17 protein-coding genes are annotated in these 25743 nt (G+C 64.3%); 7 read left to right on the top strand and 10 right to left on the bottom strand.

Features of this window, described 5'->3' with window-relative positions:
* Positions 1–11: 11 nt before the first annotated feature.
* Positions 12–575, top strand: a complete 564-nt coding sequence (locus U5760_RS11775) for a cytochrome b (protein WP_322011924.1) — start codon at positions 12–14, stop codon at positions 573–575.
* Between the two features lie 173 nt (positions 576–748).
* Here the strand turns inward: U5760_RS11775 and U5760_RS11770 are convergent, their stop codons facing one another.
* Positions 749–2056 (bottom strand): MFS transporter, encoded by a 1308-nt coding sequence (locus U5760_RS11770; RefSeq protein ID WP_322011922.1) that lies wholly within the window; start codon positions 2054–2056, stop codon positions 749–751.
* A 162-nt stretch (positions 2057–2218) separates the two neighbouring features.
* Here U5760_RS11770 and U5760_RS11765 point away from each other — a divergent pair, with 162 nt between their 5' ends.
* Complete coding sequence (locus tag U5760_RS11765) at positions 2219–2752, top strand: nucleoside 2-deoxyribosyltransferase (protein WP_322011920.1); 534 nt, start codon at positions 2219–2221, stop codon at positions 2750–2752.
* Between the two features lie 199 nt (positions 2753–2951).
* Here U5760_RS11765 and U5760_RS11760 read toward each other — a convergent pair whose 3' ends face one another.
* The 3 genes from U5760_RS11760 to U5760_RS11750 all read right to left on the bottom strand — a co-directional run bounded on the left by U5760_RS11760 (position 2952) and on the right by U5760_RS11750 (position 10464).
* Positions 2952–5744, bottom strand: a complete 2793-nt coding sequence (locus tag U5760_RS11760; RefSeq protein WP_322011918.1) for an autotransporter outer membrane beta-barrel domain-containing protein — start codon at positions 5742–5744, stop codon at positions 2952–2954.
* A gap of 1336 nt (positions 5745–7080) precedes the next feature.
* The gene (locus tag U5760_RS11755; protein WP_322011916.1) at positions 7081–8760 is read right to left on the bottom strand and encodes a S10 family serine carboxypeptidase-like protein; all 1680 of its coding nucleotides are present in this window, start codon (positions 8758–8760) and stop codon (positions 7081–7083) included.
* Positions 8761–8874: 114 nt separating this feature from the next.
* Entirely contained in the window at positions 8875–10464 is a 1590-nt protein-coding gene (locus U5760_RS11750; RefSeq protein WP_322011915.1) for a S53 family peptidase, read from the bottom strand.
* A 311-nt stretch (positions 10465–10775) separates the two neighbouring features.
* Here U5760_RS11750 and U5760_RS11745 point away from each other — a divergent pair, with 311 nt between their 5' ends.
* The gene (locus tag U5760_RS11745; RefSeq protein ID WP_322011913.1) at positions 10776–11885 is read left to right on the top strand and encodes a BMP family ABC transporter substrate-binding protein; all 1110 of its coding nucleotides are present in this window, start codon (positions 10776–10778) and stop codon (positions 11883–11885) included.
* A gap of 70 nt (positions 11886–11955) precedes the next feature.
* Here U5760_RS11745 and galU read toward each other — a convergent pair whose 3' ends face one another.
* Both galU and U5760_RS11735 read right to left on the bottom strand, forming a co-directional pair.
* The gene (gene galU / locus U5760_RS11740; protein WP_322011911.1) at positions 11956–12846 is read right to left on the bottom strand and encodes a UTP--glucose-1-phosphate uridylyltransferase GalU; all 891 of its coding nucleotides are present in this window, start codon (positions 12844–12846) and stop codon (positions 11956–11958) included.
* 288 nt (positions 12847–13134) lie between these two features.
* Positions 13135–13278 carry a hypothetical protein gene (locus tag U5760_RS11735; RefSeq protein ID WP_322011910.1) on the bottom strand — a complete coding sequence of 48 codons (144 nt, stop codon included), beginning with the start codon at positions 13276–13278 and terminating at the stop codon, positions 13135–13137.
* Between the two features lie 265 nt (positions 13279–13543).
* Between U5760_RS11735 and U5760_RS11730 the strand changes: the two genes are divergently transcribed.
* The gene (locus U5760_RS11730; protein WP_322011909.1) at positions 13544–14725 is read left to right on the top strand and encodes an acyltransferase; all 1182 of its coding nucleotides are present in this window, start codon (positions 13544–13546) and stop codon (positions 14723–14725) included.
* A gap of 91 nt (positions 14726–14816) precedes the next feature.
* Here the strand turns inward: U5760_RS11730 and U5760_RS11725 are convergent, their stop codons facing one another.
* Genes U5760_RS11725 through U5760_RS11715 form a run of 3 tightly spaced genes read right to left on the bottom strand, consistent with a single transcriptional unit; the run spans position 14817 to position 20966 of the window.
* Positions 14817–17297, bottom strand: coding sequence for a glycosyltransferase family 4 protein (locus U5760_RS11725; RefSeq protein WP_322011908.1), 2481 nt, complete (start codon positions 17295–17297; stop codon positions 14817–14819).
* The gene (locus tag U5760_RS11720) at positions 17294–18760 is read right to left on the bottom strand and encodes a flippase (protein WP_322011907.1); all 1467 of its coding nucleotides are present in this window, start codon (positions 18758–18760) and stop codon (positions 17294–17296) included. Before U5760_RS11720 ends, U5760_RS11725 begins: the two co-directional genes overlap by 4 nt.
* A gap of 46 nt (positions 18761–18806) precedes the next feature.
* Complete coding sequence (locus U5760_RS11715; RefSeq protein WP_415914095.1) at positions 18807–20966, bottom strand: hypothetical protein; 2160 nt, start codon at positions 20964–20966, stop codon at positions 18807–18809.
* A 418-nt stretch (positions 20967–21384) separates the two neighbouring features.
* On the opposite strand from U5760_RS11715, the gene U5760_RS11710 reads away from it, so the two are divergent.
* The 3 genes from U5760_RS11710 (at position 21385) to U5760_RS11700 (ending at position 24500) form a co-directional block, all read left to right on the top strand.
* Positions 21385–22467, top strand: a complete 1083-nt coding sequence (locus U5760_RS11710; RefSeq protein ID WP_322011906.1) for an acyltransferase — start codon at positions 21385–21387, stop codon at positions 22465–22467.
* Positions 22468–22537: 70 nt separating this feature from the next.
* Complete coding sequence (gene gmd, locus U5760_RS11705; protein ID WP_322011904.1) at positions 22538–23581, top strand: GDP-mannose 4,6-dehydratase; 1044 nt, start codon at positions 22538–22540, stop codon at positions 23579–23581.
* Positions 23568–24500 carry an NAD-dependent epimerase/dehydratase family protein gene (locus tag U5760_RS11700; RefSeq protein ID WP_322011903.1) on the top strand — a complete coding sequence of 311 codons (933 nt, stop codon included), beginning with the start codon at positions 23568–23570 and terminating at the stop codon, positions 24498–24500. Before gmd ends, U5760_RS11700 begins: the two co-directional genes overlap by 14 nt.
* Before the next feature lie 51 nt (positions 24501–24551).
* Here the strand turns inward: U5760_RS11700 and U5760_RS11695 are convergent, their stop codons facing one another.
* Entirely contained in the window at positions 24552–25721 is a 1170-nt protein-coding gene (locus U5760_RS11695) for a glycosyltransferase family 4 protein (protein ID WP_322011902.1), read from the bottom strand.
* Between the last annotated feature and the right edge of the window lie 22 nt (positions 25722–25743).

Below are 25743 nucleotides of genomic sequence, written 5' to 3'. Positions count from 1 at the left end.
CGAGTCAGGACATGAATGTGTCTGTGAACCCGATGCCGCAACCGGCCCACGCTGCCGAGGCTCCGAACCCGGCCCGCTACGACGCGATCGCGCGATTCTTCCACTGGGTGTTCGCGGCCGGCATCCTCTACACGAGCATTGCGGGCTACGCGCTCGCGCAGCTTCCCGCCGGCGCCGAACGCGATCTCCTGTCGCGCCTGAACATGTCGATCGCCACGGTGCTCATCGCGCTCTTTCCGCTGCGTCTCGGCTGGACCCTGGTGCGCACCGCGCCGCGTGCGCTGCCTGGCATCCCGCGACTGCAACGGGTGCTGGCGCACGGGGTCCACACGCTAATCTATGCGGTGATCTTCATCGTGCTCGCGAGCGGCTTTCTGATGGTGCCGAACGGCTACGCGTTCTTCGGCCTCGTCGACATTCCCACACCCTTCGCGAAAGGCCCGCTCACGGACACGCTCTTCATCGTGCATCGCATCGGTTGCGCGCTGCTCGCGGCGCTGGTCGTGCTTCATGTGCTCGCCGTGGTCAAGCATCAGCTGATCGCCCGCAACGACGTCCTGCGCCGAATGCTCTGAGTCTCCTCCAGCCGTGCCGCGTTCCATTATGTGAGCCGATCTTTCGTATCGCGCCGCGACCGACTAGTCTTTAACCCCATCAAAGGATAGCGCCGCCCACGACGGCCCCCACGAAGACGGCAGCGTGGCGAGACCATGAGCGGCGCGAGCCAGGGCGCCCGCGCCGATTCCGCTCAGCCGTTCACGAGTTCCTTCGGCTGACGCAGTGCGAGCACCGCGCCCAGCAGCATCGCCGCCGCCACGAAGTACATGCCCGCGTTCGTGCTGTGCGTGACGTCCTTCAGCCAGCCGATGATCGAAGGGCTCACGAAACCGGCGAGATTGCCGATCGAGTTGATCATGCCGATGGCCGCCGCGGCCGAACCGCCCGCGAGCATCGCACTCGGATAGGTCCAGAACACCGGCATCGTGGCGAGCATGCCGGCCGTCGCGACCGAAAGCGCCAGCAGCGCGAGCGCCACGTTCGAAGCGAACACGGTGCTGAAGAAGAAGCCGAAGGCGGCCGCAATCGCCGCGAGGGCGAAGTGCCAGCGGCGCTCGCCCGTGCGGTCGGCGCGCTTCGCCACCGCGAGCATGCTGACCACGGCGCACGCGTATGGCACGGCGGTAAGCAGGCCCACGTCGAGCGCGCTCTTCACGCCGCTTGCCTTGATGAGCGTGGGAAGATAGAAGCTGATGCCGTACAGGCCCATCATGCAGCAGAAGTAGATCGCGGCCATGAGCCACACGCGGCCATTGCTGAACACCGAACCGATGGATGCGTGGCCCTTGCCGGCCTGGTCCTGCTCGATATTGCGCTCCAGCACGAGCTTTTCTTCGTTCGAGAGCCACTTCGCGGCGCGAATGCTGTTGGGCAGATAGAACAGCGTGACCACGCCGAGCACGGCGGAAGGCACGGCCTCGATCAGGAAGAGCCATTGCCAGTTCGACCAGCCGCCCACGCCTTCGAACGCCGAGAGAATCCAGCCGGAAAGCGGGCCACCCAGCACGCCCGCAATGGGGATGCCGATCATGAAGAGCGCATTCATGCGGCTGCGCCGCGTGGCGGGGAACCAGTAGGTCAGATAGAGAACGATGCCGGGAAAGAAGCCCGCCTCGGCCACGCCCAGCAAAAAGCGCACGATGTAGAACTGCGTGGGCGTCTTCACGAGCAGCGAGGCTGCGGAAATCACGGCCCACGTGAGCATGATCCGCGCGATCCACACGCGGGCGCCCACGCGATGCATGAGAATATTGCTTGGGACTTCGAAGAAAAAGTACCCGATGAAGAAGATGCCGGCGCCGAGGCCATAAACGGTCTCGCTGAACTGCAGGTCGTTCAGCATCTGGAGCTTGGCGAAACCCACGTTCACGCGGTCCAGATAGGCCGCGACGTAGCAAAGAAAGAGGAACGGCAGAAGCCGCAGCGTCGCCTTCGAATAGGCGCGCGCTTCCAGATTGAGAAGTTCGGCTCTGGACTGGCCGCTGGCGATGGTATTCATGGTCTCCACATGATTCGGGTGTAATGCAAGGCGCATGATACTAGCTACTTAAAACATTCGCTGTCAACAAAATGTAAGTGAAGCCGCGCGAATGGCCGTCGAGGACTAGAATCCCCCTCTCACCCGGCCCGCTCGACGCCCAACCTCACGAGGAACATCGCCATGACGAACGCCACGCTGCCCCGCCGCCCGCGCGTCTATCTCGCCGGCTTCGACGTGTTCCGCCTCGACGCGCGCGCATTCGGCGAACGCCTGCGCGAAGCCTGCGCCGAGTACGGCTTCGAAGGCGTCTATCCGCTCGATGCCGAAGTGCCCGCCGACCTCGACGGCCCGCGCGCGGCGGCCTGGATCTACCGCTCGAACATCGACGCGATCCGCGGCGCCGATATCGTCATGGCCAACGTCGACGACTTTCGCGGACCCGGCGAGCCGGACTCGGGCACGGCGTTCGAGATCGGCTTTGCTGCGGCGCTGGGTAAGGAGGTTTGGGCCTATACGACCGATGCCGGCGCGCTGATCGATCGCGTGCCCTCGCGCGCCATCCCGCAAGGACGCGAATGCGCGAGAGGTTTTCTCGTGGAAGACTTCGGACTGCAGAAGAATCTGATGATCGCGTGTTCTGCCCGGATCGTGAACGGCGATGCGCGTGCATGCCTCGCGGCCATGGCGGAAGGCCGCGAGGTGTGCCAGGGATGACCGTGCATAACCGGCGTAACCGTCGGAAGGCCAGCGCGATCATGCAGTTGCCCCGCGTGGCGCGCATGATGGCCCGGGCCCGCGACAACGCCAACGGCATCCAGTCACTATTCGTCGATGGGTATTCCCACGCGGATCGACCTGCCCGATGCGCTAACGGCACAACTCCGTCAGCCCAACGCGACAGGTCTCCTGATGGTTACCAGCCGTACCGGTAGCCCACGTTTCCGGTCACGCCGTGAGCCGTCTGTCCGCCGAGATTGTGGTTATAGTCGACAGCGGAATACAGCGCTCCACGCTTGCCGAACGTCGCGGCAATCCCCAGCCCCATCTCCATCCAGGTGCGGGTGAAGTTCGCGTTGAACGGCGTCCCTCCGACAACCGTCTGCCCCGGAACCAGGAAGTCGTGCAGCACATTGGCGGTCACATAGGGCCTGACCGTACTCGTGCCGCTCGCATTCGCCATGGCATCCGTGAAGATGCGAAACCCGATCCGTCCGCGCAGCGCATTGGTCACCGTCGATGAAATCGACGAAACGTCGTCGCTGAATGCACCGAGGTGCATGTACTGATACACGAGTTGCGCCTGCGGCTCGATCGCCACCGGCAAGCCGGCAATCTGGAACGGCCTGCCGACTTCCTCGGAGACCGCGAGAGAAAAGCCATCCTGGCGAGGCGTATTGCCGCCGTTGTCGTCGTAACGGTTGTGATAGTGCGAAACCTGCGCCACGCTGTCCGAATAGAGCCCGTTTGCCAGATAACGCGTGAAGTAGCCGCCCAGCGCCTGAACCTGCGTCTCGACAGAACCCGTCGCCGTATCGAGCCCCGCATCGCTGCGCAGCGCGTCCGAAAAGTTCGCGGAAGCGTTGCCGAAGGTGGCCGTGATACCCGCATGCGCACTGCCTTCCGTTGCGGGAGTGCTCAATGTCCAGTCCTTGCCGAACTGCACGAAGGCGCTACGGGCATCTGCGGAAAAACGGCCCAGCGCGTCGCTTTCCGTATTCCAGGCATAGACGCGGCCCCATACGCCATTAGCATTCGAACCCGACTGGCGCTCCGCGTCCGGCACGTCGCCGACACGCTGATCGAGACGGCCCAGCGTCGCAAAGCCGTAATTCGCGTCGAGTTGCGGCGTCATGACGTAGCCGACGGTGCCAGGACGGTAGGCCACGGGTGCAGCGGCAGGCGGCAACACGTTCGCAGCGGGCGACGTCGAACCGCTATCCTCGTCCGGCGCCTGCGACGGCTCGCTTTCGAGGGTCGAACGCAGATACCAGTTGCCGCTCGATGCATCCGCGCCCACGCCGCCCTTGTAGAGGGTGTACTCGTATGCCCCCGCCTGGACCTTGCCAACCTGGTTGAACTGGCCGTTCGATGCGCCGTCCACCTGAACCACCTTGATGCCGTCACCCGTGGTCTGTGCGCCAAGGCCGCCCGTGTTGTTCACCTGCACACCGGTACTGCCGGAAGTCGAACCCGACACATGCAGGAGGTCCGTTACCGACGACGAATCGCCCAGATCCGTATTCATCGCCAGCAGGCCGCCATTCCCCACGTAGTCGCCCGTCACGTTCATGGTCGTTCCCGCCGCCTGCCCGAAGCGGATCGTGCCGCCATTGGCCAGTGAGCCGACGGTCTGCCCGAACCCGTTCAGGTCCAGCACGGCACCCGCATTCACGTTAAAGTTCGAGGCCGGGCTAAAGACGTCGGCCGCTCCTGCCTGCAGCGTGCCCGCGTCGACGTTGGTGGCACCCAGGTAGCTGCCGGAGCCCACGAGCGTCAATACCCCGCTGCCGGCCTTGGTCAGCGAGCCGGAACCGCTCAGGGGAGCGTCAAACGTTGCGTCAAAGCCGTTCGTGTCGAACGTGCCGCCACCGGCAGCCAGCGTCGCGCCGCCCGCATTGACCAGCGCGGGCGACAGGAAATGAAGCGTCCCGTTGTCCAGCGTCAGGGCAGTCAGATTCGACGACCCGGACACGTTCCAGACCGATCCGTTCTGCAATGCGGCGTTGAGCGTGGAAGACGAATCGGCATTCGTCGTACCGGTCAGGGTCGAGGCATCCGCAACGACATTCAGGACACCTCCATTCACGGCTTCCAGTGCGTTTGTTCCCGCCACCACGGTCGATCCGGTCAGCGTGGCATTGAGCGTCGCATTGTCGGCCAGCAAACCGTCGGCCTGCGCCGACACCAGTGCGCTATCGCTGATGTTCGCGGTGGCAGGAGCTGTGGTGTCGAACAAGGTCGCGTAGAGGGCATCCGAGCCTGCGCCGCTTGCCGAGAGCGTACCGTTCGAGAAGGAAAGGCTGGCGCCGCCGGCGAGATAAGCGGCAGGAGCAGCCGCGCCGCTGGTGCTTGCATGCAGTCCGCTCGCAACGATGGCAGGAGCATTCGTGCCGGGATCGCCGGCCGTTGCGGGCATGCCCGCCACCAGCAGGGCCGCAGCGTCATCGCCCGAAGTCTTGATGGAACCGCCCTGAATGGCGGTCTGGGCGCCGAAGATCGATTCGGCGCCGAAGCTGCCCGCACCTGCCGTATTGACGTTGACATTGGTGGCGTTCAGCGTCGCATTGTCCGATGCCAGCAGACCAGCCGAGTTGCTGCCCAGTGTGGTGACGGCGCTGTTGGATATGACCGTGGTATCGGACGTCGAGCCGTCTCCAATGACACCCTGCGAGCCGATCAGCACACCCGGGGATTGAGCGCCGGTCGTACTGATTGAAACGCTATCGAGGGTCATCAGGCCACCCGCCTGATTGTAAGCGCCCGCGCTTGCATTCCCCGAGGTCAGAACCACGGTGCCCGTTGCCGACAGGTTGCTGCCCGTACCGATGTTATACAGCCCGTAGGCATACTGTCCGCCGGTCGTAGCGCTGCCGCCCTGAACCGTTACGCTGCTGTTGTTGTTGGCCTCGATGGCGGCGGCCCAGTCGCCCTTCGTCTGTACCGAGGTATTGTCAAGCGACAGGGTCGCATTGTTTCGGGAAGCCATGGCGCCGTTTGCCTGGTAACCGGTCGTACTGATAACGCTGTTGGTCAGCGAAATGCTTCCGCCATCCGCTGCGTTCGCGCCATGTGCATTCTGGCCCGTTGTCAGCAAGGTCAGCTGTGAGCCACTGACCACGCTGCCGTTCTGCGCAAGCAGTGCGTACTGCCCGGGGTTCGAGGTCGCGTAGGTCCCGGAGGCAGTCTGTGTCGAACCATCCTGGACCCAAAGCTGCGCATGGACCAATGGAGAAATCAGCAGCGCCACGGCAATAGCGGCGCCGCGCCGGGGAAAAAGGGGAAATGCTGGGGGAAGTGCTCCGTTTGCGCAACAGCGTCGCGAGGGATATCGAGCGCGCTGAAACGATCGACGTGAGGAGGTGTAATCTCTACTGCTCATCTTCTTCCTTTCTTCTTTTGTACCAGCCGGAAAAAGGGAGTCCGGAATCGGGTCCCGTTACGGGTTCTTCCGTCTCCCTTCGAGGGGAGAATTACTGGGGCAACGTGCGGCGCGGGAAAATTATGCTTATGCCGCCTTGCGCCCACCCCGCAGTTTCAGCATTTTGGCTCGCCACTCAATCAGACTGGTCAATAAAGGGGAAGCGGGACATCAAATAACGTCGGGATTATTAATAATGAATAGCGCTCCCAGAATTTGATTTTCTGCAACATTGCCCAATATGGCCGTTGATCAGGACGCCACCTTGCTATCGATGGCCTCGAATGCCCACGGAATGCGGGTTCTTTTGTTTTGAAAGTCGCGTGGATTCCCTCAGCATGCGCGATCTGCGATGAACGCAAGCGCACGCGCTGACTGGATGGGTTCTTTCACCCGGGAAATAAGCACAAGGAGCCGAAGACTCGCGAAGATCGGAACGCGGCAAAGTCAGGCGCTCGATCAAATGGCGAAAGTGAGGTTCAAGAGAATCGCTCGAATATGTCGAGCTTAGGATGCTTCATATACCAATTCGACGTGCCAGCGCACGGTTTTTGCCGTCGCGCTTTTAACTGAATCGTCTTTAGTAATTGCAATATCGGGAGATAAAACGAAATATCTTGTCCAAAACATCGTCCGTACCATATCGCCCGAAATTTTGAACGAAGCGAATACTCATTGACATTAATTCAATCGAATTATCCCATATCAGTAATTGCGCATGTTATCGATCCCGTTCCCGCGGAAAAATACGTCTCCGTTTTCATGCCAGATAACGTTGTCATCCCTTCAAAAATCTTTAACGTCTTTCGCGGTCATAGTGAGACCGAAAGTCAGTGAATACGGGGCAGCAAGAATGGCTTCCTCACAAATACATTCGCATTCCTCATAAATACCATGAAACACCTCAATGATGCATCGCGCTCATCGTATTCATGCGCTGCAGCGCGCGAATACGGGCAATAGCCGGCCGATCCGCCACCGCACTCTGATAGAGCTTCGCCAGATCGCCTTTGAGCGCAGTGCGCGAAGCGTTGTCGAGATAAACCATATGTCCCGAAGGATAAAAACGCGCGCTCAGGTTGTCGCGCACCTTCTGGTCGGCAAGCGGCATCTTCTGCAGATCGATCACGGTCTGGTAGAACGGCGTGACGAAATCGTAATAGCCATTTGCCGACAACACCCGCAAATCCGGGTTCAGCGCCATGACCGCGGCCAGGTCGCCGGCCGTGTAGAGGATCACGTTACCCTGCGCGTCGATGCCCTTTTGCGCGCCCGTGGGATCGATGTGGCTGAAGTTCCAGTTCTGGAACGCCTGATCGTTGAGGTCCGTGAACGACGAATTGGTGCGGAACTTGAGCTGCTCGTTGAGGTAGCTGTTCCACATCGCCGTATAGACCCCGGTCACGGCCGTCATGGTGGGGTCGTTGCCGCCCGAGTTCGGATCGATCTTGCCGGCAATGCCGGTATCGATGGCCGTCACGCGGCCGTCGTAAGCGCCCAGCGCCACGCCCTTGCTCTTGAGCAGCGTGGTGAGGAAAAGCGAGTTGCCGCGGTTGTCGTATGCGGCGATGTTCAGGCTCCAGGACGACAGCGTTTCCGTATCGATGCCCGTGTACTGCGAGAGCGTCTTGAGCGCCGCCGTCACCGCCGGATCCTTCGCATCGGGAAACTTCGCGAGCGCCTCGCGGTAATCCGTGCGCGAGAACTGCGCGACCTGCGCCGCGAACGCCTGCAGATCCTTCGGCTTCGGGCTGACGCCCAGGCGGTCGTGATACCACGCATCCGCCGCGGCCGTGGGCAACGCGCCCACCGGATTGCCGCTTTGCGTGTAATCGAGTATCGACGATTGCAGCGTGACGCCGTTCAGGTCCACCCCGTCCTCGTGCAGACGGTAGGCCAGCACGCAGCTGCGTGCCGTGCCGTACGACTCGCCATACAGAAACTTCGGCGAATTCCAGCGATCGTTCGCCGTGAGGTAGCGCTTGATGAACTGCTTGAGCGAATCGGCGTCCTGATCGACGCCCCAGAAGTCGCGGTTGTGATGCGGTGCGACGGCCGCCGAATAACCCGTGCCCACCGGATTGATGAAGACAAGGTCGCTGCGGTCCAGCAGGCTGTCCGGATTGTCTTCGAGCGTATAGGGCGCGGGCGGCGTGAAGCCCGGCATCGAGGTCTTGATGCGCTTGGGCGCGAACGAGCCCAGCAACACGAACACGGATGACGAGCCCGGCCCGCCGTTGTAGAAGAACGTGACGGGCCGCTCCTGCGCGCTCTCGCCGTCTTTCGTGAACGCCACGTAGAAGAGCTTCGCGTTGGGCTGCGAACTGCTCGGATCCACCGTCACGAGGTGCCCCGCCGTCGCCGTATAGGTAATGGCCTTGCCGCCCAGCTCCATGGTGTGGTGCGTGATCGCGGCATTCTCGGTCATGTCGGTGACGAAGTCGTCGGGGCCCATGCCGTAGGCCGTGGGATCGAAGCACGGCACGTCCGCCGGGCTGCGATGCTTGCCGTTGCCGGCGGCGGGCGGGTGGCCGTTGCCGTCGCCATGGTCGTTGCCGTGCGTGGACGAAGCGGGATCGTTCATGTCTTCTCCTTGCGCGTTGCTCTTTTGCCTGACCGCTGACACGCCTTTGACATCCCCACCGTGCTGCTTCCCAACCCTGCGCGCGGGTCAATCTCAACCCGCGCGCCGACCATCCTACGCCGATGCGAGCACCGCAGCCACCTTGCTGCCCACCGGCGTGCCGAGTCCCGTGCAGGCGTCCCATCCCGGCGCCGCCGAGTAGTCGCCGTTGTTGCCGCTCGTCACGTCGTTGAACGCGCCGGGCTGCGCGTAGAGCAGCGCATTCACGAAACCCACGGGCTTGCCGCGCGTGGCGTTCACGCGCGCGATCAGCGCGGCCCACAGCGGCGCCACCGCGCTCGTTCCGCCCACCACGGTGTCCGTGCCGCCGATGCGTACCGAGTAGCCCGATTCCGGATCGGCGTCGGCCGCCACGTCGGGCACCCCACGGCGCACGAGCGCCCCGGTGCCGCCGTTGCGATGCACGACCGAGAGCCCCTTCTGCCACGCGGGCAGCGCAAAGGTCGCGCTCACGCCGCCGCCCGTCGCGCCGTCCTCGGCGCCGCCGTTCCACACCGCCTCGCGCACGATCCGGCCGTTCGAGGCCGTCACATGCGTGCCGCCGCAACCCAGCGCATACGGGCTCGATGCCGGGAAGTCCACGTGATCGGCGCCATCGGAAACGCCGTCCGACGAACCGCTGTCGCCGGCGGCCGCGCAGACCGTCACGCCGAGCGCCACCGCCGTCTCCAGTGCGTCGTTGAGCGCGGAGAGGGTCTGCTGCGACCACGACGATTCCGGCGCGCCCCAGCTGATCGAAATGACCGAAGGCTTGCGCGTGTTGTCGTGCAGCGCGGCGCTCACGCCGTCGACGAAACCTGCTTCGCTGTTCGGCGAAAAGTACACGGCGATCAGCGCGGCGGGCGCGAGCGCGCCGGCGATCTCCACGTCGAGCGTGACTTCGCCGTCCGGGCCGTTGGGGTCGCCCGTAGGGGCGTTGTTCGCGCCGTCCACCGGCACGGCTTGCACCGTCGGCATCGGCACGCCGAGCGCGCTGAAGTAGCTCGCAAGATCGGACTCGCTGTAGCCGCCGCCCATTTCGATCAGCGCGATGCATTCGCCCTTGCCGTCGCCGGGCGGAAAGTCGTAGAGCCCGGCGATCTGCAGCGGCGTGAACGAAGCGGCCGCGGCGCGCGCCGCGCGCAGGGGTGGACGGATCGGCACGCCCAGGCGAAAGTGCGGCTGCGCCTTCGCGCGGTTGTCGAAACCGAGCACGGCGGTCACGACGTCGCGCATGCCCTCGGGCACCTGCACCGGATTGCCCGGCTGCCGGTAGTGATAGGTGGACTGGCCGACCTGATGCTGGAAACGCTTGAGATCGACGCCGAACGCCGCGTCGTACTGCTGCACGGTGCCGGACAGCACCACGCGGCGCGCAGCCGCATCGGCCTGCACCACATTCAAGCCGTGCGCCGCGGCGAAGCGCTTCACCTGCGCGATATCCTCAGGTGCGGCGCCGAAGCGCTGGCCGTATTCCTCGCGCGACACCGGTTGGGCGGACGGATCGCGCGCAGTCAAGCGGTCCACCAGCGCGCGAAACGCCGCCTGCTGCTGGCGCCGCAGCACCAGCACGATCTCGAAGCGCTCCCCCAGATCGCATGCGCCGACGCATTTCGCGCCGGCCGGCACGGGATGATCGCTGCCTGTCTGGGCATGCCTGGTCATGGCTCGTTCTCCTTTGCTTCGCGTTTGCGGTGCGTGCCTGCTGGCCGTCCGACACGCAACCCTCACATCGGGTTCCATCGATTCATTGCGCATGACACGCCCCGGAGCGGGTCGGGGCGTACGCGTTCGCGCGTTCATGCAGGCAAACGAATCGCGCGCAGCAACCCGCATTCCCGGGCTTCGCGCCTCGCCGGCGCACGCCTCGGCATACATATGACTTTTGTTATACCGACGATAACGTGCCGAAATATTTCCGGAGTATTTGGCTCCCGACCATGCGTGATCCACCCTGCCCTTTTACCGGAGATCTCATGAAACAACGCATGGCCCGCGCCCTGCGCGCCTCTTCCGCCGCACTCGCCGCGCTCGCCACACTCGGTGCGGCCCTCTCGTTCGGCACCGCGGCAGCGCACGCCGAGCCGATGGGCGTCGCCTTCGTCTACCTCGGCAACCCCGGCGACGCCGGCTGGACCTATGCCCACGAGCAAGGCGTGAAGGCCGTCGAGGCGCAGTTCGGCGACAAGATCAAGGTCACGCGCGTGGAGAACGTGCCCGAATCGGCCGATTCCGAACGCGTGTTCCGCGACCTCGCCGCGAAGGGCAACAAGATCGTCGTGGGCACGAGTTTCGGTTTTCAGGACTTCGAACTGAAAGTGGCGAAGGACTACCCCGATAGCGTCTTCATGCACGCCACCGGCTTCAAGAAGGCGCCGAACTTCGCGACCTACGACGTGCGGACCTATCAGAGCGCGTACCTCGCGGGCCTCGTGGCCGGTTATACGTCGAAGACGGGCACGCTCGGTTTCGTGGGCTCGGTGCCCGTGCCCGAGGTGGTGCGCAACATCAACGCGTTCACCATGGGCGCGCGCTCGGTGAATCCCAAGGCACGCGTGAAGGTCATCTGGATCAATAGCTGGTTCGACCCGGGCCTCGAAAAACAGGCTGCGGAAACGCTGATCGGCCAGGGCGCCGACGTGCTGATCCAGAACACCGACTCCACCGCCACCATGCAGACGGCCGAGCAGAAAAAGGTTCACGCGTTCGGCTGGGATTCGGACATGAAGAAGTTCGGCCCCGATGCGCAACTGGGCGCCTGCGTGAGCTACTGGGGCGTGTATTACGCCCATCTGGTCCAGCAGGTGATGTCGGGTACGTGGACCAACGCGCCCGTGTGGTGGGGCTTGAAAGAAAAAGCGATCGACCTCGCCGACATCAACACCGAAGCGGTCCCGCCCGCCGCGCTCAAGGCACTCGCGGCGAAGCGCCAGGCCATCGTGGACGGGACCTTCGACCCGTTCGCCGGCCCGATCGCCGACCAGAGCGGCACGATTCGCGTGGCGGCGGGCAAATCGCTCTCCGACCCTGAACTGCAGCGGCTCAACTGGTTCGTGGAAGGCGTGGACGGCACCGTGCCTAAATAACGGCGGCACGGCTCGACCCTCGCGCGGTAGCGCGGCGGCACCGCAATAAGGCGCCGCCGTCGCTATTGCATCATGCCGCTGCGGGCAATGCCGCAGGCAGATGGTTCTGCAAATACGCTTCGAACTCGTCCTTCACCTCGGGGTGGCGCAGCGCGAACTCCACTGTCGCCTTCAGGTAGCCGAGCTTGCTGCCGCAATCGAAACGCGTACCCATGTAGCGATAGGCCAGTACCTGCTCCTCGGTGAGAAGCGACTGCAGCGCGTCGGTCAGCTGCAGTTCGCCGCCCGCGCCGGGTTTGATCGAGCGCAGATGATCGAAGATGGTGGGCATCAGCACGTAGCGCCCCACCACGCCCAGATTCGAAGGCGCCACGTCGGGCGCCGGCTTTTCGATGATGCCCGCGAGCTTGAACACGTCCTCTTCCCACTCGCGCCCATCGACCACGCCATACGACGCGCTGTTCTCGCGCGCAATGGTCTCCACGCCCACCACCGAGCTGTGATAGTGGTTGAACACGTCCACGAGTTGCCGCATGACGGGCTTGGGGCTGTAGAGCAGGTCGTCGGCGAGAATCACGGCGAACGGACCGCCGCCCACGAGTTTTTCTGCACATAGCACGGCATGACCGAGCCCCAGCGCTTCGGCCTGGCGCACGTAGAAGCAGTCCACATGGCTCGGCTTGATGCTGCGCACGAGATCGAGCAGCTTGTCCTTGCGGCGCGCTTCGAGTTCGGCCTCGATCTCGTAGGACTTGTCGAAATGATCTTCGATCGCCCGCTTGCTGCGGCCGGTCACGAATATCATCTCCGTGATGCCGGCCGCGATCGCCTCTTCCACCGCGTACTGAATGAGCGGCTTGTCGACGATCGGCAGCATTTCCTTCGGGCTGGCCTTGGTCGCCGGCAGGAAGCGCGTACCGAGGCCCGCCACAGGAAATACCGCTTTGGTTACTTTCAGCATGATGTTCATTCCCAGATCGATCGTTTGAGTGACGGCCTCGCGGCAACGCAAGGCCGGCGGCCCCGAGGGTTCGACAGTGCAGTTTTTTATATGGAAGGTGACAGGTCTGCGCCGCCATCGGCAAGAGTGAAAGGCAGCGTAATTCTGTAAAACGGTATTGAAAAGAATCGGCGGAAATTATTGCCATTCATTGAGGATATTCGGCATGAATTTCCTGAAATATTCGGACCCTCGTCACGCGCATCCCACGATGCGCGCGAATGCGGGATGCCTGCCGGCGACGGCAGTCTACTCGACATCTTCGACCGTGGGCAACTTGCCCGAGCGCGCACGCACGCGCCGGATAGGCTCATTGCGCAAGGCCTCGCGGTAGGCCGACACGGCGACCAGGATCAACAGCACGGCAACGCCGGCTAGCAAGTGCAGGTTCATCGAAATCTCCAGCGCCTATGAAAACAACCGGATGCAACGGGGAGCCAACAGGGAGCAACAGGCAGCAACACGCAGGCGTATCCAAACTAGCATCACAAATTCCACAAATAAACTGGTTTACCCGTATTCCGATTTTTTTATGCTTTTCGATATTTTTCAAATACCCATCCGGAATGCAAGCAGGAATACATTTTGAAAATCTTTCGCATAATTTCGCCCCATCGCGCACCTATGATCGCGAGGACACCCAACCTTGCGCACCCCGATGAGCGACCCCGCACTCGATACCGCCCTGCCGCCAGCTGCTCCCGCCCTCGTGACGAAAGGCACGAGGCATGCCATCGCCCAGCCGGCCGCCATCGCGTCAGACCATCTGATCGAGGCCCTGCGCGGCTTTGCGGCGTTGCTCGTGGCCTACTTTCATTGCCGCCAGGTGACGTGGATCGGCATGGAGGCCTTTCATGCCTCGCATCCCAGCCTCGCGCAGCCCGGCACGCTCGCCGCGTGGCTCACGCTGCCGGTCGCGTGGGGATCGGCAGGCGTGCCGATCTTCTTCGTGATCAGCGGCTATTGCATCCACCGCAGCGGCGCGGCAAAGCTCTTCGCCAATCCGGACTTCCGGCTGGACGCGCACCAGTTCTGGCTGCGCCGCTTCGTGCGCATCTATCCCGTGCTGCTGGCCGCGCTCGTGCTCACCTTCGCCGCCGATTCGATCAGCCTCACGCTGCAACCGGTCAGCCACAAGATCCTCGACATCGGGCCGCGCGCGTTCCTCGTCAATCTGTTCTCGTTGCAAGGCCTGGCCGGCAAGACTTATGGCTCGAACGGCGCGCTGTGGACGCTCTCGCTCGAAGTGCAGTTCTATCTGCTCTACCCGCTCGTCTTCGCGCTGCGCCGCCGCTTCGGCCTTTCTGCGGTCGTAGCGGGCATTGCCCTAGTCAACGTGGTGTCCGCGCTTACGCTGCAGCGTCATGACATCATCGTCTTCACGTCGTACTGGTTCTCGTGGATCCTCGGTGCCTGGATTGCCGAAGCGCGCCTGCGTGGCTCCGAAGGCTTCCCGTTCGCCTACGTGGCGGCGGGTTTGCTCGCGGCAGCCGGTTGCGCTGCGTTCCACTTCGGCCAGTACGGTGCGTTCCAGCTCTGGTCCGGCGCGTTCGCCTGCTATCTCGTGAAGGCCCTGGCGCGCCCGCATCGGGGCAGCGGCGGCGGGATCGTCGCTCCCGTGTTTGCGAAGATCGGCGACTTCAGCTACTCGCTGTATCTGATCCATCTGCCGCTCTTCGTGCTGCTCGGCTCGCTGCTGTACCGCTCGGCCTTGCAACCTTCCATCTGGCCGTCCTTCGGCTTTACGCTTGCAGTACTGCCGGTGGCCTGGGTCTTCTACCGGCTCTTCGAGCGTCCCGCGCTCAATGCCGCGGGGCGGCTGCGGCGCCGGGCCGCATAGGACTGCAAAAGACTTCGTAAAGCAAGGTAAGGCCGCGGAAACGACAAGCGCCCGTCGCAACGGGCGCCCACGGACTTCCCGGACAACCGCGTTAGCGGCCGCGCTTCACCACTTCCCCCAGCACGCGATCCACCGTTTCCACGTACTGGGCCTTGCCGAAGCGCGCACGCGCGACGGCAAGGCCAGCGGCGGCGAGCCGCTCGCGCAGAGCCGCATCGTCGTGGAGCGAAACCAGCGTAGCGGCCAGTTCGGCAGCGTCGGCGGGCGTGCAAAGCAGTCCGTTCGCGCCGTGCTCCACGATCTCCGTAACGCCGCCGTCGCGCGAAGCCACGACGGGCCGTTCGGCCAGCATGCCCTCCACTATCACGCGCCCGAACGGTTCGGGCGTGATCGACGTGTGGGCAATCACGTCCATCGCCCGCATGCATGCGGCGATATCGTGACGAAAGCCGAGGAAGTGGACGCGACTTTCCAGCCCGTGTGTCTTGACGAACGCGTGCAGCTCCTCGGCATAAGCGTCTTCGCCGAACAGCGGCGCGCCCACCAGCACGGCATGAAAGCGCGTATCGTGACGCAGTGCTTCGAGCAGCACATGCTGGCCCTTCCAGTGCGCGAGCCGGCTGAACGCCCCCACGAGAAAGGCGTCGACCGGCAGGCCGATCTGCGCGCGCAGCGTTCCTTGCGAAACACGGTCGAGCGCGCGGAACGGCGCCTCGTCCACGCCGTTGTGCACGACGTCGATACGGCGCTCGTCGAAATTCGTCAGTTGCACGAACTCTCGCGCCGAAGCGTGCGAGTTGGCAATCACATGCGCCAGGCCGAGTTTCGCGCAGCCCTTGATGACCATACGCTGCACGCGGCCGAAGTGCTCGGGGCTCACGATATCGCGCAGATGCCAGACCACAGGCTTGCGCGAGAGCCGCCCCGCCAGCACGCCGATCACCATGGCGCGCTGGGTATTGGCATAGAGCACGTCGACCGTGCGGGCACGGCGGCGAGTCTCGCGCACGAGCGCGGCAATTCCCGCGATCACGCCGAGTCGCGGGGCCGCGCCGCCGTCGCGGCGCACGTTGCGCAGCGCACCCGAATCGAGCACGTCCACGCGCGCGCCGGCTGCTGCCAGCGCCTCGCGAAACGGGCCGTCGTTGAAGAGCAGCACCTCGATGCGCGAGCGCAACCCCTTCACCACTTCGAGCAGGGAGAGTTCCGCGCCGCCCAGCACGCCGCTCTGGTCGATGGCGAGCACGCGCGGTGCGTCGGGTGCATCGACTTCATTCTGCGCATCCGGCACCGCTTGCGGCCGTGCCGTATCCCGATACCCGATCTCGGGCACGGCCTGCGCCACGCGCGCGAACAATTGCTCGCGAAACCGGGCCGCGGAAAAACGCTCGGCGTTCGCACGGCAATCCTCGGGCCGAAAGTAACCCGGTTCGCGTTCGAACGCTTCGACAGCCGCGATGATCGCTTCCGCGCGCTGCTCTTCGAAGAAAAGTCCCGTGGGCCGCGTGCCTTCGCGCACGGTTTCCAGCGCACCGCCCTTGCCGTATGCAATCACCGGCGTGCCGCATGCCTGGGCTTCGACCACGGAAATGCCGAAGTCCTCCTCGGCTGCGAACACAAAGGCCTTCGCCCGGCGCATGCGATCGTGCAGCACTGCGAACGGCTGGTAGCCCATGACCTCCACGTTCGGCGTAGCCTTGGCGCGCACCTTCTGCATGTCGGGCCCGTCGCCGATCACCACCAGCTTGCGCTCGGGCATGCGCGCGAACGCTTCGACGATCAGATCGATCTTCTTGTACGGCACGAGCCGCGAGGCGGTCAGATAGAAGTCGTCCTTGCGCGTTTCGAGCGCGAAGGCCTCGATATCGACGGGCGGATACACCACGGCGGCGTCGCGCTGATACACCTTGTGAATGCGCCGCGCGATGAATTCCGAGTTCGCCACGAACTGATCGACCGAGTTGGCCGTGCGCACGTCCCAGTTGCGGATGTAGTGCAGGATGAGCCGCGCCAGCACGGACTTCGTGCCGCGCGTGAGTTGCGACTCCTGCAGATACTGGTGCTGCAGGTCCCACGCATAGCGAATGGGCGAGTGAACGTAGCTCAAGTGAAACTGGTCGGGCCCGGTCAGCACGCCTTTGGCCACGGCATGGCTGCTGGAGATCACCACGTCGTAAGCCGAAACGTCCAGTTGCTCGATGGCGAGCGGCATGAGCGGCAGCCACGTGCGGTACTTCTTGCGCGCGAGCGGCAGCCGCTGGATGAACGAGGTCGTGACGCGCTTGCCGTGCAGAAAGGCGCGATCCTTTTCCTCGACGAAATCGACCACCGCAAAGAGATCGGCCTCGGGAAAGCAGGCGATGATCTGCTCCAGCACCCGCTCGGCGCCGGCATAGGTGACGAGCCAGTCGTGCACGATCGCCACGCGCGGCGCGCGTGCCGCCCTTGGCACGATGGCGGCCCCGGACTCGCCGCGTTTCTTGATGACCTTGCTCGCAATCTGCTCGCGCCGCAAGGCAGGTGCGGCCGCGCTTTCGGTGCGCGCCGCTTCGTCGATCAGTTCGTGACTCATGCGCTTTTCCGTAGATTCAGGCGAAACAGGAGGGAACGGACATAGCCGCGCAGCACCGGCGTGGTCGCGACCGACCAGAGAGCATTCGCCAGTGCCAGCACGACGCCCGCGCCAATCGCGAACGCGGCGCCCGGCAGCCACCACGCGCAGGCGAGCGCAGCGGCCAGAAAACTCAGGTGTGCGAACATGTCCACCAGAATCAGGCGGCCATGAATGCGCGAGAGGTACAGCAGCACCAGGTAGTCGAACAGCGAACGCGCGAGCACGGCGGCCGCGGCGCCCGGCAAGCCGTAGCGCGCGATGCACAGCCACAGCAGACCCGCGAAGAGCGGCAACTCGATCAGCCCGACGCGCGCTGTCGCGGCCGGATTGTTTTGTGCCTGGATCAGCACGCGCGTGACGCTCGCCTGACCGATCAGCCACACCGCCACGATCAGCACGCGGCCCACCGGCGCACCGTGCGCCGCCAGATCGGGGCCCACCCACGCGCGCAGGAACGGCTCGAGCACGACGATCGCACCGATGGCAACCGGCGTGAACACCGCGTTGAGGAACTGGAGCGACTGGGCCGCGATCTCGTCGGCATGATCGCGGCCCAGCGCTGAGAGACGCGGAAAGAGCGTGCGCACGAGCGCGTTCGGCACGAGATTCAGGCGCGTGACGAGGTTCTGCGGCACGGTGTAGTAGGTCACGAAGCGCGCACCCAGCCCGGCGCCCAGCATCATGCGGTCGAGCGAGTCGGCCACCATGCCCGTGATGCTCGCAATCAGCATCCAGCCGCCGAAGTTGAAGAGCGCCTTCGAGGTGTCGAAGCGCGGCCCGCGCAGCGTGCGAATGGAGAGCACGCGCAGCGCCGAGCGCCCCAGCAGCACGGCCGCCACGAACCGCGCGAACACGGCGGCGGCCAGCACGGTCTGCAGGTTCGGCGCGACGGCCCAGGCGGCGGCCAGCGGCAACAACTGGAACAGGAAGGTGCCGATGGTCTGGTTGGTGTTGTAGATGCCGAAGCGCTCGGCGCCGTTGATGGCGCCCGCGAACACCCACGAGACATTGGCGATCGGTATCGCCACCGCGAGCCACGGCAGCGCGCGATAGACCTCGTGGCGCAGCTCGGCGGAAACATGCGTGAAATAGGCCGTATAGAGCGCGCCGCCCGAATAGATCAGCACCCCGCCGATCGCGCCCGTCGTGAGATTGAGCCAGAAGGCGCTCCAGAACACGCGCTCGCATGCCTCGGCATCGCCCGAGGCATGCGCCTTCGAAATGTGATTCTGCGCGGCCATGCTCATGCCCAGATCGAGCACGCTGAAGTAGCCGATCAGCGTCCAGACGAGCGCGATCACGCCATAGCGCTCGACCCCGAGCAGACGGATATACGAAGGCACCGTGACGAGCGACACGAAGGTCGGCAGCACGAGGCCAAACAGGTTGATCGCGACGTTGCGCAGTATGCGTTTATCCATGGTGTTTCCGTGGCGGTTTCCGTAGCAACTGCCGTAGCGGCTGCCGTCAGGCCGGCTTCCAGCGATACATGAGCACCTTGCCGCGCGCATCTTCCTCCACGAAGATCAGGTACTCGCCATCGGGTTGCCGGTGCGCGCTGATGCCGAACGGCACGTCGACCCATCCCGAGGCGTTGCCCACTTCCTGCCCCGGCCCGAAGGTGCCGATCTCCTTCGCGCTCTCCTTGTCGTACACATGCACGTTGCCCGCGGGCTCGACCACGAACACGTAGCGCCCTTCGACCGTGAGGCCTGCCGGCGTGACGGGCGGCTTCGCACCGGGATCCCACGGCAACCGCAACAGGTAACGCTGATCGGGGTGCCCGCCCGACCAGTGGTCGTAACGCACCAGCACACGGCCCGCTTCTTTCCAGAAGCCCGGATCGTGCGGCGCATCGGCCGTGTAGCCGGTCACGTAGAGCGAGTCGGTTTCCGGTTCGTAGATGGCGCGGTGCACCTCCGTGAACGGCGCCGGCACCGCGTATTTGTCGAGCTTGTCGTAGCCGTAGATGGGATTGCCTTTCGCATCGAGGCCGCCGAAACGAAGGCGCCAGATACCCTTGTCGTCGCGGGCGCGCCAGATGTCGCCGCGCGTGTCGATCCACCAGCCCCAGCCGCCGCCCAACCGGTCCGGTCCGGGATTGCGCGCGAATTCGGCGGCATCGAAGGCACCGTTGCCGTTGGTGTCGCGCCAGATCCAGTCGCCGCCCGGCGGTGCGTTCGGCACGCGCAGCACCGGCCGCTCGCGCCCTGCGATGAAACCCGAAGGAATCGCCACCTCGCCGTCGTGTTGCGGATCGAAGCGGTAGATCTTCAGGTGATCCGCATACATGTCGGTGAGGTAGAGGAACGTGTGGCCGTTCAGCGCGCGCGCCGTGGGCAATCCGGGCCACTGGTCCGTATGGAAAACCGGGTCGTCGGGATAACGGAAGCGATTGGAAAGGAAACCTGCGTAACGCCAGTCCTGGCCGGGCGGCTTCGAGAGGTCCAGTTCGAAGCGCTTATTGCCCGTATAGACGCTATTGGGACGCTGCGGGTCCATCCACGCGCCATCCACGAACAGCAGGCCCTCTACGATCCAGTTGCGCTTGCCCTCGGGCGTATAGCTCTCGAGCGTGGCGCCCAGCCCCGCGCCAATGGTGTCGTGACGCGGCCCAATCCCATTGGTCGAGACGTAGATATTGCCGCGTGCATCCGTCGCCACACCGGTCAGTCCGTTGAAGCGCCCAGGTCCAGGCCGTCCCGCGACACCCGAAAAAATTCCGCCGCGCTCGCCCAGCGTGCTGCTTTGCGCATATGCACCGCCGTTGCGCGTATAGATGAGGATCTGCTGCCGCGGCCCATTGTCGGCAACGAGCAGGCGTTGTTGGGGATCGACGGCGAGATCGACGGCCACCGTATCGGCCGGCAGCGCCAGCGTGTCCGGGGCAATCGGCTTGCCCTGGGCCGTCAGGTGCGCGACGCGCGGTGCACGATCGGTCAGCGTGCCGGTGAGCACCCACAGCGATCCATCGCCGGCAATCGCGATGTGTCCCGGCTCGTGCACGTCCCACTGCGCCTCGCGCTGCATCGTATTGGCGTCGTACACCTCGATGCGGTTCATCGCCGTGTTGCTCACATAGAGCGTCGAATCGGTGGCGGCGAGTCCGCCGATGTCGGCATGTGCATCGCCTGTCACGTCGTTGATGCGCAGAAATGCGCCCGCAAGCTGTGCATGCGGATTGAGCGGCTCGGGCGAAGCCGCAAACGCCGCGGCGCGTTTGGGTTCGTCGATGGGCCGCCGCGTGACGCCGATCCATTGATGCCCCTTCGCCGGCCAGATGCCGTTGCCGACGAGCTTGCCCTTCTCATTGCCCACGCCCACGGCCGCATAGAGATAGTGGCGGTTCACTGCGACCGCGTTGCCGCCCGTGCCGCCCCACCCATGCGTGCCGCCCGCGAAGCCCAGCGCCTTACCGTTCTGGTACGCGCTGATCTCGCCGCCGCTCTCGTCCCACGGCGCGTCTGTATAGACTTTGCCTTCGGGCGTCACGGCGATCGCGGTGATATTGATCTGCGTCCACGTGCCCTGGCCATAGCCGTAGGTATTGCCGATCCACGAGGTGGTCACGTTCAGTTGCGGCGCGGCGATGGTCTGAACCGACGACGTGCAGACGAACGCACACAGTGCGGCTAGCGCCAACGGCCTCTTGATGCGGCGACCGGGACTCGATGCGGGCAAGGCAATTCCTCCGTTCGGGTTTACGGCAATCTGTCCGGATCATGCCGTACAACCACGAAGAAAAATCGCCCCGAAAAAAGCGAAAATAATTCAAAAAAATTCAGTGCTATTTCGATGCATCGGCATTCCCTTCTCACCGATATTGCATCGATATCGCGTTGATCTTGCCGGTCAGAAATTCACGTTTCGATCCGTACAGGTCATTCTTTCCTTCTTCCCTTCGGCGCTTCCTCAATAGCGACAATTTCCATCCATGGCGATTTTTATTGCCTATTACATTCCGAATATATTTCGCCGATTTTTGCGAATTTAATTCTTCCTAGAATGATCCGGACTGTCTGAGCCTGCATCCACCGGATACCCGATGACCGTTACGAGCTTCGCAAATCCCTCACCGTCTTCCCATCGCATCGTCCAGCTCGACGGGCTGCGCGCGATCGCCGTGATGGCCGTATTCGCGCAGCATGCGCTGCGCGCGCCGTTATGGATGGGCGTCGATCTTTTCTTCGTGCTGAGCGGCTTTCTGATTACCGGCATCCTGCTCGAACGCAAGGCCCGCGGGCAATCGTATTTCAGCTACTTCTACGCGCGCCGGGCGCGCCGCATCCTGCCGCCCTACGTGCTGCTGCTCGCCGTCTCCTCGGCGCTGTTCGGCTTCGGCTGGGCCCACTACTGGCCCTGGTATGCGTTCTTCGCCACCAATATCGGCGACGCGCTGGGCCAAAGCGGCCACGACAGCCTGAACATCCTCTGGTCGCTCGCGGTGGAAGAGCAGTTCTATATTTTCTGGCCCTTCGTGGTGCTGCTTCTGCCCGAGCGCCTGCTGGCCCTCGTAGCCGCCGCGCTGATCTTGCTGGTGCCCGTCCTGCGCGCCGTGGCGACTCCGTGGTTCGACAGCTACTGGCCGATCTACTACCTCACGCCGTTCCGCATGGATCTGCTCGCGGCCGGCGCACTCCTGGCCGTGCTCGTGCGGCGCGATCGCCACGCGCTCGAACCGTTCAAGCCCGTCGCCGTGGTTTTCTTCTTCGCGGCGCTCGCCACGCTCGCCTGGCTGCATCTGCACTATCCGCGCTTTCGCGCCACCAATACGCCGCTCTCCAACGCGCTGCTTTATAGCGTCTCGCTCGTGCTGTGCACCTCGACCGTCGTGATCGCGCTGCAGGCCAAAGGCCTCGTGCTGCGCATGCTGAGCCATCCCGTGCTGGTGTATATCGGTACGATCAGCTACACGATCTACCTGATCCACCTCACCTTCCTCTATGCGGTGTGGCCGCTCGGTCACGGGCGCTATGCAAGCGCCGCCATTGCGCTCGCCCTCACGCTGGCCTATGCGAGCGCGAGCTGGTTCCTGTTCGAAAAACGCCTCACGCGCGGCCCCCGCACCAAACCCGCCGCCATGCACGACACCCTGGCCGCCGCGCGTGCGTCCGGCCCGCGCCCCTGAATGCCCCCGAACGCGCCATGCATTCCGGCCCTTCGACTTCTCGTCGTTTCACCCAACCAAGGCAGACTCCATGAACGAACAACGTAAAGCCATCATTACCGGCGTGTCCGGCCAGGACGGCGCCTACCTCACGCGTCTGCTGCTCGACAAGGGCTATCGCGTCACCGGCACCTACCGGCGCACGAGTTCGGTGAACTTCTGGCGCATGGGCGAACTCGGCATCCTCGACCACCCCGGGCTCGAACTCGTCGAGCACGATCTCACCGACGCGGGTTCCACCCTGCGCCTGCTCGAGCGTACCCATGCACACGAGGTCTACAACCTCGCGGCGCAAAGCTTCGTGGGCGTCTCGTTCGACCAGCCCGTCACGACCGCCGAAGTCACCGGCATCGGCGCACTCAATCTGCTCGAGGCGATTCGCGTGGTGAATCCGCGCATGCGCTTCTACCAGGCCTCCACCTCCGAAATGTTCGGCAAGGTGCGCGCCGTGCCCCAATGCGAAGAGACCGCGTTTTATCCGCGCAGCCCTTACGGCATCGCCAAGCTGTTCGCGCACTGGTCCACCGTGAACTATCGCGAGTCTTACGACATCTTCGCCACGAGCGGCATCCTCTTCAATCACGAATCGCCGCTGCGCGGCCGCGAGTTCGTGACGCGCAAAATTACCGACTCCGTGGCCAAGATCAAGCTCGACAAGCAGTCCGTGCTCGAACTCGGCAATCTCGACGCGAAACGAGACTGGGGCTTCGCCTCCGAGTACGTGGAAGGCATGTGGCGCATGCTCCAGGCCGACCGCCCCGACACCTACGTGCTCGCCACGGGTCGCACGGAAACGGTGCGCGACTTCGTCACGATGGCCTTCTCGGCAGCGGGCTACCAGCTCGAATGGTCGGGCCGCGGCGAACGCGAGACCGGCATCGACATTTCGAACGGCCGCACGCTCGTGCGCGTGAACCCGCGCTTCTACCGCCCGGCCGAAGTGGACCTCCTGATCGGCGACGCCGGCAAGGCCCGCACCGAACTGGGCTGGCAGCCGCAGACCACGCTGGAACAGCTGTGCCAGATGATGGTGGCCGCCGATCTTGCACGCAACGAAACCCATGACACGTTCTGACACCCGCCGCGCGCCCCGCGCGCTGATTACCGGCATGGGCGGCTTCACGGGGCGCTATATGGCTGCACGCCTCGCCGCCGCCGGGTATCGCGTCTGGGGCACGGTGCGCAGCCAGGAGCGCGTGCCGGCCGACACCACGCCCATTGCCGCCGACCTGCTCGACGAACGCGCGCTCGCCGACGCCGTGGAGGCTGTGCAGCCCGAAATCGTCGTGCATCTCGCGGCCGTGGCGAACGTCACGAATGCCGATATTGCCCGCACCTACGTGGTGAACGTGGTCGGCACGCGCAATCTGCTCGATGCCCTTTCGCGCATGACGCAGGCACCGCGCGCCGTCCTCATCGCCAGTAGTGCGAACGTTTATGGCAACGCCACCCAGGGCGTGATCGACGAAAACGTTTCGCCGCAGCCCGCCAACGACTATGCGGTCAGCAAGCTTGCGATGGAGTACGTGGCGAAGCACTGGCTGTCGAAACTGCCCATCGTGATCGCGCGGCCGTTCAACTACACGGGCGTGGGCCAGGACGGCGATTTCCTGCTGCCCAAGATCGTTTCGCACTACGCACGCGGTGCGCGCTCGATCTCGCTCGACAATCTCGACGTGAGCCGCGACTTCTCCGACGTGCGCGACGTGGTCGATGCCTACGCGCGCCTGGTCGAAGCCGTGCCGCGCGGCGAGACTTTCAACGTCTGCTCCGGCAAGGGCTGGACGCTGCACTCGGTGCTCGACACGCTCTCGAAGATCGCCGGCTACGTCATCGACGTGGAGGTCGATCCGCGTTTCGTGCGCGCTAACGAGGTGCGCAAGCTCGTGGGATCGAACGCGAAGCTCGCCGCCGCGATTGGAGACACGGAGCGCGTGCGGCTCGAAGACACGCTGCGCTGGATGTACGAAGACGCGCGCCGCCATCCCCTCTAACGAGCGGTTCCGAAGTCGGTGCCGTGGCGCCGGCTCCAGACCGCCCCTCGTTCAGTGCACGCCGTTCGCAGCGCCAATCGCTTCCGCATACACGGCCGCCACGCGCTTCGCGATCACCGCGTTATCGAAGTGATTGCGCGCGTAGTCGCGACAGGTCTCGGCGTCGGGCAGCTTGATGCGCCCCGATAGCGCGCCGTCGATCCCATCCGCAATCGCCGCCGCCCCCGTGGAAGGCAGCACGAGATCGGGGGAAAGACCGGCCACGGCTTCCGGCAGGCCGCCCACCGGCGTCACCAGCACCGGCGTGCCCGCCGCGAGCGATTCCACCGTGATGAGCCCGAAGCCCTCCAGCGCCACCGTCGGCACCACGCTCAGCGTGGCCGCGCGATAAAGCGAAGGCAGATGCGCGTCGGGCACGAAACCGAGCAGCTTCACGTTGTCGGTGAGACCCGCATCGTCGATGCGTTGCTGCAACTCCGCTTCCAGGCGCCCGCGCCCGGCGATCAGCAGCAGCACATCGGGATGGCGCGAGCGGATCTGTGCGATTGCATCGATCAGGTCCTCCAACCCCATGCGCCGCACGAGGCGCCGCACGGCCAGCACGATGGGGCGCCCTTGCGGCAGTTGCAGCTTCAGGCGCGCCTCCGAAGGCGTGCAAGGCGGATCGAACTGCGCCGTATCCACGCAGCCCGGCACGACCCGCACCCGCTCGGGCGAGATCGCATAACGCTTCGTGAGAATGTCGCCGAATGCGCGCGAGAGCACGATGAGACGCGAAGAGCGCTCGTACACCGACTGCTCCAGATAATGCTTGATGCGCTGGCTAAGCGTTGCCGCGCCTTCGACGAAGCTTTCGTCGGCCCACGGCCCCTGGAAATGCGAGACCTGCGGAATGCCCCGCGTCACGTCGAGCCCCGGAAAGGTGTAGAGCGCGAAGTGCGAGGAAATCACGTCGGGCCGATAGCGCTCGATCTCGCGCCGCAGCGCGTGGCGCGCCGCGATCAGGCGCAGCGGCAGCGCGCGCGACGCGGAGCCGAAACCATGAATCGCCCCGCCGCTATCCTGCGCGACCTTCGGCGAGCCGGCCACCACGCCGCGCACGTGTACGCCGGCGCCGGGCAGCGCGCCCACGAGCGAGTAATACATGCGATCGAGTCCGCCCGCGCGTTCGGGGAACCAGTGCATGCCGATCTGCAACGAATGAATGGATTGAGTCGTCATCGCGTGTGTCCTTGTTCTGCTG

Source organism: Paraburkholderia sp. J12, assembly GCF_905220215.1.
Taxonomy (GTDB): domain Bacteria; phylum Pseudomonadota; class Gammaproteobacteria; order Burkholderiales; family Burkholderiaceae; genus Paraburkholderia.
The sequence above is the reverse complement of the archived record's forward strand: the minus strand, read 5'-3'. Positions and strand labels throughout refer to the sequence as shown.

Coding starts and splice junctions, on each gene's coding strand:
- U5760_RS11775 (WP_322011924.1), top strand. CDS start 12: ATGAATGTGTCTGTGAACCCGATGCCGCAACCGGCCCACGCTGCCGAG.
- U5760_RS11770 (WP_322011922.1), bottom strand. CDS start 2,056: ATGAATACCATCGCCAGCGGCCAGTCCAGAGCCGAACTTCTCAATCTG.
- U5760_RS11765 (WP_322011920.1), top strand. CDS start 2,219: ATGACGAACGCCACGCTGCCCCGCCGCCCGCGCGTCTATCTCGCCGGC.
- U5760_RS11760 (WP_322011918.1), bottom strand. CDS start 5,744: ATGGCTTCCCGAAACAATGCGACCCTGTCGCTTGACAATACCTCGGTA.
- U5760_RS11755 (WP_322011916.1), bottom strand. CDS start 8,760: ATGAACGATCCCGCTTCGTCCACGCACGGCAACGACCATGGCGACGGC.
- U5760_RS11750 (WP_322011915.1), bottom strand. CDS start 10,464: ATGACCAGGCATGCCCAGACAGGCAGCGATCATCCCGTGCCGGCCGGC.
- U5760_RS11745 (WP_322011913.1), top strand. CDS start 10,776: ATGAAACAACGCATGGCCCGCGCCCTGCGCGCCTCTTCCGCCGCACTC.
- galU (WP_322011911.1), bottom strand. CDS start 12,846: ATGCTGAAAGTAACCAAAGCGGTATTTCCTGTGGCGGGCCTCGGTACG.
- U5760_RS11735 (WP_322011910.1), bottom strand. CDS start 13,278: ATGAACCTGCACTTGCTAGCCGGCGTTGCCGTGCTGTTGATCCTGGTC.
- U5760_RS11730 (WP_322011909.1), top strand. CDS start 13,544: ATGAGCGACCCCGCACTCGATACCGCCCTGCCGCCAGCTGCTCCCGCC.
- U5760_RS11725 (WP_322011908.1), bottom strand. CDS start 17,297: ATGAGTCACGAACTGATCGACGAAGCGGCGCGCACCGAAAGCGCGGCC.
- U5760_RS11720 (WP_322011907.1), bottom strand. CDS start 18,760: ATGGATAAACGCATACTGCGCAACGTCGCGATCAACCTGTTTGGCCTC.
- U5760_RS11710 (WP_322011906.1), top strand. CDS start 21,385: ATGACCGTTACGAGCTTCGCAAATCCCTCACCGTCTTCCCATCGCATC.
- gmd (WP_322011904.1), top strand. CDS start 22,538: ATGAACGAACAACGTAAAGCCATCATTACCGGCGTGTCCGGCCAGGAC.
- U5760_RS11700 (WP_322011903.1), top strand. CDS start 23,568: ATGACACGTTCTGACACCCGCCGCGCGCCCCGCGCGCTGATTACCGGC.
- U5760_RS11695 (WP_322011902.1), bottom strand. CDS start 25,721: ATGACGACTCAATCCATTCATTCGTTGCAGATCGGCATGCACTGGTTC.